This window comes from Bordetella genomosp. 8 (assembly GCF_002119685.1).
In the GTDB taxonomy this organism is placed as follows: domain Bacteria; phylum Pseudomonadota; class Gammaproteobacteria; order Burkholderiales; family Burkholderiaceae_B; genus Bordetella_C.
This window is the reverse complement of record NZ_CP021108.1, coordinates 2,505,521-2,515,471: the sequence shown is the minus strand read 5'-3', so window position 1 is coordinate 2,515,471 and position 9,951 is coordinate 2,505,521. Positions and strand designations below refer to the sequence as shown.

General features: G+C 64.1%; 8 protein-coding genes and 1 tRNA gene. 3 read left to right on the top strand and 6 right to left on the bottom strand.

The genetic code is table 11. The features are described from left to right. Positions 1–26: 26 nt before the first annotated feature. From CAL12_RS11475 to CAL12_RS11455, 5 genes are all read right to left on the bottom strand, one after another. Positions 27–656 carry a helix-turn-helix transcriptional regulator gene (locus CAL12_RS11475; RefSeq protein WP_086064563.1) on the bottom strand — a complete coding sequence of 210 codons (630 nt, stop codon included), beginning with the start codon at positions 654–656 and terminating at the stop codon, positions 27–29. A gap of 106 nt (positions 657–762) precedes the next feature. After that, on the bottom strand, positions 763–2,184 hold the full coding sequence (locus CAL12_RS11470; RefSeq protein ID WP_086064562.1) for an HlyD family type I secretion periplasmic adaptor subunit: 1,422 nt from the start codon (positions 2,182–2,184) through the stop codon (positions 763–765). A gap of 2 nt (positions 2,185–2,186) precedes the next feature. Beyond that, a complete protein-coding gene (locus tag CAL12_RS11465; RefSeq protein WP_086064561.1) occupies positions 2,187–4,358 on the bottom strand; it encodes a type I secretion system permease/ATPase in 2,172 nt (723 codons plus the stop codon). Then, positions 4,336–4,563: a hypothetical protein gene (locus CAL12_RS11460; protein WP_086064560.1), complete on the bottom strand. Its 228-nt coding sequence runs from the start codon at positions 4,561–4,563 to the stop codon at positions 4,336–4,338. Before CAL12_RS11460 ends, CAL12_RS11465 begins: the two co-directional genes overlap by 23 nt. Before the next feature lie 6 nt (positions 4,564–4,569). After that, positions 4,570–6,162, bottom strand: a complete 1,593-nt coding sequence (locus tag CAL12_RS11455) for a TolC family outer membrane protein (protein ID WP_086067829.1) — start codon at positions 6,160–6,162, stop codon at positions 4,570–4,572. 580 nt (positions 6,163–6,742) lie between these two features. Here CAL12_RS11455 and CAL12_RS11450 point away from each other — a divergent pair. Continuing rightward, positions 6,743–6,818, top strand: a tRNA-Ala gene (locus tag CAL12_RS11450). Between the two features lie 199 nt (positions 6,819–7,017). Then, positions 7,018–7,944: an alpha/beta fold hydrolase gene (locus CAL12_RS11445; RefSeq protein WP_086064559.1), complete on the top strand. Its 927-nt coding sequence runs from the start codon at positions 7,018–7,020 to the stop codon at positions 7,942–7,944. On the opposite strand, the gene CAL12_RS11440 is transcribed toward CAL12_RS11445, so the two are convergent. Beyond that, positions 7,938–8,804: an NmrA family NAD(P)-binding protein gene (locus CAL12_RS11440; RefSeq protein ID WP_086064558.1), complete on the bottom strand. Its 867-nt coding sequence runs from the start codon at positions 8,802–8,804 to the stop codon at positions 7,938–7,940. The two genes, CAL12_RS11445 and CAL12_RS11440, sit on opposite strands and share 7 nt — an antisense overlap. Before the next feature lie 210 nt (positions 8,805–9,014). Here CAL12_RS11440 and CAL12_RS11435 point away from each other — a divergent pair, with 210 nt between their 5' ends. Further along, the gene (locus CAL12_RS11435; RefSeq protein ID WP_086064557.1) at positions 9,015–9,926 is read left to right on the top strand and encodes a LysR family transcriptional regulator; all 912 of its coding nucleotides are present in this window, start codon (positions 9,015–9,017) and stop codon (positions 9,924–9,926) included. The last annotated feature ends 25 nt before the right edge of the window (positions 9,927–9,951 follow it).

Here is a 9,951-nt window from a genome sequence, read left to right as displayed (position 1 = left end):
CAGGGACTAGATGAGTATCCCGACGATCAACGGCTGATGCCGTGGACTTTCAGCGCCAGCTGCAGGCGGTCGCTGACGCCCAGCTTCTCGAAGACAGACGACAGGTGCGCCTTGACCGTCCGCTCGGTGATTCCCAGCGCCGCGGCGATCTCGACGTTGGCCTCGCCCACCGCGGCCCGGCGCGCCACCACGCCCTCGCGCTCGGTCAGGGCGTTGGCGTGCCACTCCTCCTTCCCCCCTCCTGCCCTGTTTTCCACCAGGCGCAGCAGCCGGGTCACCAGGGACCGGCCCATCCAGATTTCTCCGGCGTCGACCACTTCCAGCACCTGGTTCATGAGCGACGCCGGCGCGTAGGCATGGCAATAACCGACGGCGCCGGACGCCAGCACCTTGGTCCCCTGCTCGTCATGCGGCTTGGCGCTGGCGACGACGGTGCGCAAGCCGACGATGGCGCCGGTCCACTGCTCGGACGTCCAGGCCGGCAGCTTGGGCAGGTCCGCATCCACCACGACCAGCGACCGCCCCTGCTCGCGCCAGCGCGCCAGGTCGGTCAGCGCCCGGCCTCGCGCCGGCAACCAGCGGCGCGCATCCAGGCCTGACCAGTGTTTCCACAGCAGATCGTCATGGGTGACGAACAGAACCGGTGCCACGTGCATCGATACCTCTCTAGTGGCCTGCCGCGGCGCGACGTGACGCGTCGCGGCAGGTGTGCGGATGCGGATCCAGGAGAACGGAGGGGGCTTGCGGGACCAGCCGCGCGGCCTACCGTTCCGTGAAGGCGTTTTCCTTGGCGCGCAGGATCGGCTTCAACAGGTACTGCAGTACCGTCCGCTTGCCGGTCAGGATATGCACTTCAGCGACCATGCCCGGGATGATGGCCAGATGCTGGTCGCCAACCGAGCCTTTTTCCGTGCGCACCCGCACGATATAGAAGGAATTTCCGCGTTCGTCGGTCGTCGTATCGGCGTTGATCTGCTCCACGACGCCTTCCAGGCCGCCATAGATGGAGTAGTCATACGCGGTGAATTTCACCTCGGCCTTCTGCTGCGCATGCAGGAAACCGATGTCGCGCGGCTGGATACGGACCTCCAGCAGCAGCGTGTCGTCGGTCGGCACGATCTCGATGATGTCCTTGCCGGGCTGCACCACGCCGCCCACCGTATTCGCCAGCAGCGTCTTGACCGTGCCGCGCACCGGCGAACGGATCTCCGCCAGCTTGACCTTGTCGGCCAGGGCCAGCTTGCCTTCGCGCAGCGTGCGCAGCTTGGTGTTGACGTCGGACAGGTCGTTGCGCGCCTGGTTGCGGATGTTCAGCTCCGCTTCCTTGGTCTTGCTCAAGGCTTCCTGGATGGACGCCTGGATGCGGTCGATCTGCGCTTCCGCCGCCTTCTGGTCGCCGCAGCTCTTCGCGACGTCGCGCTGCAGGCGCAGCAGATCGACTTCCGACACGGCGCCGCTGGCCAGCAGCGGCCGGGTCACGGACAGCTCCCGGGACGTCAAGGCGCAGGTGGTCGAGGCCTGATCGCGCTTGGCCTGCGTTTCGCGCAGTTCTTCCTGGCGCTGCTTGACCTGCTCCTTGGCGACGTTGACCGTCGCGTTCAATTCGTTGGTGCGCTGGATCCAGGCATTGCGTTCGGCTTCCACCGCCGCCGGCAGCTGTTGCTGCACCTCGTCCGGCACCTGGAAGGGATCGCCCGTCGCCAAGGCATGCAGGCGCGCGGCCTTCGCTTCCAGCGACAGGTACTCCACCTGGTTTTCGCCCAGGGACGAATTGAAACGCGTCGGGTCTATCTTCAGCAGGATCTGGCCGGGCTCCACCGTCTGGCCCGGCCTGACCAGGATTTCCTTGACGACGCCGCCGTCCAGGCTCTGCACCACCTGCACCTGGCGCGACGGCACGACCTTGCCTTCGCCGCGCACGACTTCATCGATGGGGCTGAAGCCGGCCCAGACCAGCAGGATGCCGACGACCAGCAGCGACGTCCACAGCAGCACCCGCGCGCCTCGCGCGTCGGAATGGTAGATCGCCCATTCGGCATTGCCGGTGTAGTCTGTGCTGAGCTTGGGCTTGCCGCGCTCTTCGCCGTCCAGCAGGACGTCGAACAGCTTCACGAAGATCGTGCGCGGCAGGCGCACGATCGCGCCCAGGAACGAGCCGTTCGAGTTGGCAACATGCGTATTCATGCTCAGGCTCCCCGTCCCACCCGGCCAGTTCGCAGCGCTTCCACGACCTGCTCTTTAGGACCGTCGGCCACCACCCGGCCGCCGTCGATGACGATCAGGCGGGTGACCAGTTCCAGCAGCGCGGTGCGGTGGGTGATCAGGAACATGGTCTTGTTGGCGCTGGCCGCCGCCAGCTGCTTGCGCAGGCGCGTCTCGCTCTGGTGGTCCATATTGCTGCTGGGTTCATCCAGCAGCAGCACCGGGGGATCGTTGATCAGCGCGCGTGAAATCGCCACCGACTGGCGCTGGCCGCCGGACAGCGACTCGCCGCGCTCGCCGATCAGCATGTCGAAACCGTCCGGGTGGACATTGGCGAAGTCGCTGACGCCCGCGACTTCCGCCGCCGCCAGGATGCTGGCGTCGTCCGCGTAGGGCGCGCCCATGGCGATGTTGTGCTTCAGGCTGCCGTAGAACAGCACCGGATCCTGCGGCACATAGCCGATGGCACGGCGCAGGTCGGCCGGATCGATCTGCCGCACATCGACGCCGTCCAGCAGCACCGTGCCTTCGCTGGGCTGGTACAGGCCCAGGATCAGCTTCTCCAGCGTGGTCTTGCCCGATCCGATGCGGCCGATGATGCCGATTTTTTCGCCGGGATTCAGCTTGAACGACACGTTCTGCAGTACGGGCTGCGCCGAGCCGGGATAGGAGAAAGTGACGTCGCGGAATTCCACCGATCCATGGAATACCGGGCGATGCAGGAACTCGGCGGTCTCGGGCCGTTCGACGGGCAGCTGCATATAGTTGTCGATGGAGCCGAGCGACGTGCGGGCATTCTGGTATTGCATCAGCAGCCCGGCGATCTGGCCCAGCGGCATCAGGCAACGGCCGGAGATCATCGACGCCGCGATGATGCCGCCCATGGACACGGCCGAGTCGTGCGCCAGATAGACACCGATCGCCACGACCGCGACCGACACCAGTTGAGACATGGCGCCGACGAAGCCGACGGTGGTGCTGGACATCAGCTTCAGCTTGCTGCTGATGTTGGCGATGTATTCGGTCGAACGTTCCCAGTTGCGCTGCATGGCGCCCTGGGCGTTCAGCGTCTTCACGGTCTCGAAACCGGTGAGCGCTTCCACCAGGGTCGCATTGCGCTGCGACGACGCCTGGTAGGAGGCCATGGTCATCGTTTCCATGCGGAACTGCGCCGCCAGCGACACCAGCACGATCAATACGATGGCGACGACCGGCGGTATCACCATCCACGGCGAGATCCAGGCCAGCACCAGCAGGAACATGATGACGAAGGGCAAGTCCACCAGCGTGGTGATACTGGCCGAGGCGATGAAATCGCGGATGGACTCGAAGGACCGCAGGTTGGCGGCGAAGGAGCCGACCGAGACCGGCCGGCCTTCCATGCGCAGGTCCAGCACGCGCTCCATGATCAGCGCGGACAGCTTGATATCGACACGCTTGCTGGCGCTATCGATGACATGGGCCCGCGCCGTGGTCAGGATGGTATTGAAAATGACCACGACGGCGATGCCGACCACCAGTACCCACAACGTTTCCAACGCATTGTTGGGCACGACGCGGTCGTACACGTTCATCGTGAACAACGGCATCGCCATGGCGAATATATTGATCAGCACCGCCGCCACGATGGCGTCTCGGTACAGGCGGCGATTCTCGAATATCGCCGACCAGAACCAATGGCGGCCGCGTACCTTGTTGACTTCCGGCGAGCGCGCGTCGAAACGGAACTGCGGCCGCACGAAACAGGCCATGCCGGTGTAGTCCTGCGCGAGCTCTTCCGCGCTGATTTCCACCGCGCCGGCTCCCAGCTCGGGATGGCTGATCAGGTAGCTGCCCTGACGCGCTTCCAACAGCAGGCAGGCGCGTTCGCCATGCAGCAGCAGGATGGCCGGCAGGATGTCGGTGGGTATTTCGGCCACGTCGCGCTTGACCAGGCGCGCGGACAGGCGGGCGCGAGCCGCGGCGCGCGGCAGCAGGGCCGGCGTCAGGCGTTGGTCGACGAGCGGCAAGCCCGCCGACAGCGCCTGCGCCGTCGCCGGCACACCATGCACCCGAGTCAGCTCGACCAGGCATTCCAGCAGGGGATCGTCATGGGTCGAGCGCGGGTCAACGCGCCACGAGTCCACCGAGCGGTCAAATAACTTGTCCGTCTTCATCGTCCAACAAATCCAGATGTTCGGATAACCTGGCCCGGTGCTGCTTGCGCTCGTTGAGCTTGCGCTGCGCGTGCGGCGGCAAATCGGTCAGCCGCAGCGTGCCATTGGCGATCAAGGCGTCGATGAGGTCTTCGAGTACCCGTACGAAATCCAGGTCCAGCCTGGAAAAGCCGTCGTCTCGATGATTGTCGCCTTGATTCGCCATGGCAGATCACCACTTCGGGGTGAAACCCGGCTGTGCCGGGCTGGGTTGAGGGGACCTGCCCGAGGGGACAAAGTCCGGCGGCGTGGTGCCGTTGTTGTAGATTACCTTGACCGGCTCCAGGCGCGTCGCGTCCGGCACCGTCGAATTGCACAGCTTGATGACGTCGTCGCTGACTTCCAGCTTGGACTTCTCTTCCGGCGTTTCGTCGTTCGCGGGACGCAGGCCCAGCGTCGGCAGCAGCTTGTGCGACAGGGTCAGCCAGCGATACTGGGCAACCTGCAGGTCGTACAGGGCGTTGGTCAGCGCGCGGCGCGATTCGAACAGTTCGTTTTCGGTGTCCAGCAAGTCCAGCAGCGTGCGCTGGCCGATCTGGAACTGTTGGCGGTAGGCATCGCGCACCTTGGTCGTCGCCACTTCGTGGTCACGCAGAAAAGGCAGCGCCTGGCGCAGGTGAACGACGTTGTTCCACGCGATCGCCAGATCCTGCTGGATATTGCGGCAAGTGTAGTTGCGTACGTCGCGCGCCGCGTAGCTTTGCGCCGACGTCTGGCGGAAGCGCGCCGAATCCGCGCCACCGCGGTACAGGTTGTACGACATGACCAGCTGCACGTTGGTGCTGCGGGTGTTCTTGTAGTCAGGGCCGGGCTGCGACGTATCCGTGCCGGTCGACGCGACGAATTCGAACTTGGGCGAGAACGCGCCCTTCGACGACTGCACGCCGGCATCGGCGGCCTGCAGCAGCGCCTGCTTGGAAAGGAAGGACGGGTTGCCGCGCAGCGAATCGTTGAAATTCTTCGGATCCTTGGGCAGCTTGTCGTCCAGGCGTGGCGGCGGTGCCAGCGTGGCCGGCACGTCCAGGCCCGTCACACGGCGGAAGCGCTGCGTCACGTCATTCAGGTTCGCGCTTTCCGTCATCAGGTTGGTCTGGGCCAGCGCCAGGCGGCCACCCGCCTGCTCCAGATCCACGCGACGGCCCACGCCGGAATCGGCGCGCTCGCGGATCTGCTTCATCGTTTCGTCGTGCAGGCTGTAGTTCTGGCGAGCGAGCAGCTCCAGATCCCGATAACGCTCGACGTCCAGGTAGGCCTGGGTCGCGTTGAACGCCATTTCATCGCTGGTGGCCAGCAGATCGTAATAGCGCGACAGCTTTTCGAAGCCGGCCTGCTTCACATCGTTGTTCGTCTTGAAGCCATCGAACAGCAGCTGGCGCAGTTCCAGGGTATAACCCGGGCGATTCCAGCTGGCGGACCCTTCACCCGGAAGGTTGCTCTGCCACTCGTGGCCGACCCAACCCTGCGCGTTGACCTGCGGCAGCCAGCCGCCCTTGGCGACATTCTGGCCTTCCAGCGAGGAACGGAAGTCGTTGTAGCGGGCCTGGATTTCCGGGTTCGTCAGCAGCGTCTGCTCGACCACTTGATTCAGGGAGGCGGAACCCTTGACGTTCGTCGCCTGCGACACGGGCGCGCCAGCCGCGGGGGCGACCGGCGGCTTCGCGAGCTGGCTATTTGGCTGAGCGGACTGCGTCGGTTGAGCGACGGCGGCGGCGGTGGCAAAAGTTGCCAGGACGGCAACTAAATGCTTCAAACGAAACGATTGCATGGCATTCCCGTAATGCGTATTCGTGGTTGAGTAACAGCTGATTTCCCGGCTGTAATACTTCGCGCTCAGCACGTGCCGCTCCGCATACAGGTATTTTTATAAGAGGAACGGTCGACGAAACAGCTATGAAGAAACTGCGGCCGGCATTGTCAGTGGCGTTCAACGCCCGATCAACTCCGAAAAAACGCGATTTATTTCATTGCCTATCAACCGAATGTAAATATTATGGTTAGGAAAAGGCTGAGGTGGATAGCGCAGTTGTAAAGGCTTTTGGCCGATAGGATGCTCAGCCGTATCAAATTCTGCTTATTGTCGACAATCTCTCCTAAAATCGCCGAATTACTCCACCGAATCGCTCCATTATGTGTGTAACTTCGATGGACGCCGCAAAAGTAATATGTAACGCTGTTGGCCTCGCGCCACATCGTGGCAATGTAACAACATCTATTGATACATACAAAACTTTCGCCCTTGCCGGGAATTTTCAAAAATGGGGCGGCAACAGGCCAGGGACCATACGACTCGCCGCGAGCGGCCCAATCCAAAACTTTTCTGGTATAGTTGCGGACTTGCTTGATGTGGGGCGGTAGCTCAGCTGGGAGAGCGTCGCGTTCGCAATGCGAAGGTCGGGAGTTCGATCCTCCTCCGCTCCACCAACCAGATTCGATCGACTTCCCGCAAGTCACAAGACAGCGCCGCAAGGCGCTGTTTTTGTTTTAGACAGCGCCTTGCGGCGCTGTTTTCGTTTCGGCCACCGGGAGCCTTCGCGACGGCCTGCAGGCTATTATTACCCGGCCAAAATTGACACCGTATTTTTACCCGGGCAATATGGCGCCTTCAAATGATAGGCGCGATATGCAGATCATTCGCCAGCAAAATGGTATCGAGCTCGCCTGGGATAGCTTCGGACATGTCGATGCAGAGGCGATGCTGCTGATTTCCGGCCTGGGAACGCAGATGATCCGATGGAGCGAACCCTTTTGTAAGGGCTTGGCCGCCAAGGGTTATCGCGTCATCCGCTTCGATAACCGCGACGCCGGCTGCTCGACGCATCTCAACGCCCTGGCCCCACCGGACTTTGGCGCACTGGCAGCCGAGATGATGGCCGGGCGCCGGCCTGGCGTTCCGTACACGCTGTACGACATGGCGGCCGACGCGATCGCCCTGCTCGATGCGCTTGGCATCGCGCGTGCACACGTCGCCGGGCGGTCGATGGGAGGAATGATCGCGCAGGTCCTGGCAAGCGAACACGCCGATCGGGTGGTTTCCCTCACCTCGATCATGTCGAGCACGGGCAATCCGGCGCTGCCACAGGCAGCGGCCGACGTCATGGCGATGATGGTCCGTCCCACGCCACATCCCGCCACCGATACGGAAGGCTTTCTGGCGGCACGCATGGCTTTCGCGCGTCGCATTGCCGGGACTGCTTATCCGTTCGACGAAACTCGCCATCGCGCCATCTTGCTGGAGGAAGCGCGGCGTTGCCACAATCCCGGCGGGACGGCGCGCCAGATCGCGGCCATGGCGGTAGCCGGCGATCGGCGTGCACGTCTGTCGACGATTACAGCGCCGACCCTCGTCATTCACGGGACGGACGACCCGTTGATCCCGCCGGCGTGCGGCCATGACACGGCGCTCGCGATCCCGGATGCAATCTACCTTCCGGTCGAAGGCATGGGCCACGACATTCCGCCCGAACTCGAGCCCATGGTGATCGAGGCAATCCATGACCGAGCGGTCGCGCGCCATCGATCCAGCGTGCAGCTGGCGAGCGGCTACTGAGCCCGCGCGACGAGATCACCGAGGACGCTGTCCAGGCCGACACGGCCACGGACGATTTGGTCGTCGGGGCCTTCAAAGCAGATCCAGCCTTCGTTGAACCCGTCGAGCATGCGCATGCGCGGCGTGGGGTTGTTCATGCCCTGGGCCTGGAACAGGGATTCCCAGTCCTCGCGCTCGACGACCTCGGCACGCACGGGGCGGCCCAGTATCCTGGCGAAAGCGGCGGCGATGTCATTGGGACTGACGCGGCGCGGCCCTTCCAGCTCGACCACGCGCGCGCCTGTCCAGGTGTCCCGCAGCAGCGCGGCGGCGGTACGCCCCACGTCCTCGGTCGCGACCATGGGCACCGCGCGGTCCAGGGGCTGCAAATAGCTGGGGATCACACCCTGGTCGCGCGCCGCTGCGACGTCCCACACGGCGTTCTCCATGAACCAGCCGGCGCGCAGGAAAGTCACCGGCATGGGCAGGCCGCGCAGCGTCTGTTCCATCAGCGAGAGCTGCGACAACAGGTTGGTCTCGCGGGCCTGCGCGCCTATCGTGGACAGGCACACGACCTTCGGGGGCCGGGCATCGAGCAGCGCCGTGGATACGGCTTCGATGATGCGCCTGGCCGCCGGGAACCCGGGCTGCGGATCGAACGCTGGCGGCAGCAGGATAAAGACACCTTGGGTACCGCGGAATGCCCGCGCCAGCGCCTCCGCGTCGTCCATCTGTGCAACGGCGATTTCGCATCCCTGCGCCGCCCAGGATGCGGCGCGCCCTGCGTCGCGTACGACGGCTCTTACCGGCTGGCCGGAAGCCAACAGTTCGCGCGCCAGGGCGCCGCCCACCTGGCCTGTGATACCTGTGATCGCATACATGAATTTCTCCTTGGAAGTTGGCCTTGACTGCCCACGGAGAGAATTCTGGACTACTGGCATCCATATCGAAATGATCCTAATGGAACTTGATAAGTGACAATCAAGCACCAATCGGGCATCATCGGCCTGGCGGCATGGGAGCACGCGACAGCACGCGTGGCACCACGAAGATACCGCGCGGCAAGCTCACTCTGCATACATGCCAGCACCATGAAAACGAAACTGGAGAACGTCGCCAGCGGCATCAGCGTCTTCGCCGCCATCGTCGACGGCGGCTCGTTCGCCGCGGCGGCCGACACGATAGGCATGTCGCCACCCGGCGTGAGCCGAGCGATCGCCCGATTGGAAAAACGGCTGGGTATCCGGCTATTCAACCGAACCACGCGTTCCGTGTCGCTGACAGAGGAAGGCCGCCGGTTCCACGAGCAGGTGATCCCGCATCTGGCGGGCCTGGAAGAAGCGGCGATCACGGCGTCGGGCAGCGCGTCGGCGGTTCGCGGCAGGCTCAGGGTCAACGTGGACGCGGTGTGCTATCGGGCGATCCTGGGTACGGCACTGGATCGCTTCATGGATGCCTATCCCGAATTGGAAATCGAGCTCATCGCCAGGGACAGCCTGGGCGACCTCGTCACCGAAGGCTTCGACCTCGCGGTGCGGTTCGGCAAGCCGCGCGACTCCACCCTGATCGCACGCAAGATCCTGGATACCGCCGTGGTGACGGTGGCCGCGCCGGCCTACATCGAGCGCTGGGGCCGCCCTGCCCGCCCCCAGGATCTGCACGACCACGCGCGTCGGTGCCTGGAGTTCCGCGATCCGCAGACCGGCAGGCCGTTTCCGTGGGAGTTTCACCGCGGTCGCAAGCGGCTGATCGTGCCCACCCAGGGACGCCTGACCGTCAATGATCCGGGCGCCTTGCTGCAGGCCTGCCTGGCCGGTTCCGGCATCGCACAGATGCTGCAGCTCGGCGCCGCGGAACTGATCGCCGACGGCCATCTGGTCAACCTGTTTCCCGATTGGACGGACGAACGTTTCCCGCTCTATGTGTTCCATCCCTCCCGACATCATGTCCCGGCAAAAACGCGGGCATTCCTGGAGTTCATCGCCGACTGGGCACGCGGCTGACGCCGCGGGCCCTGCCGTGAGCGGC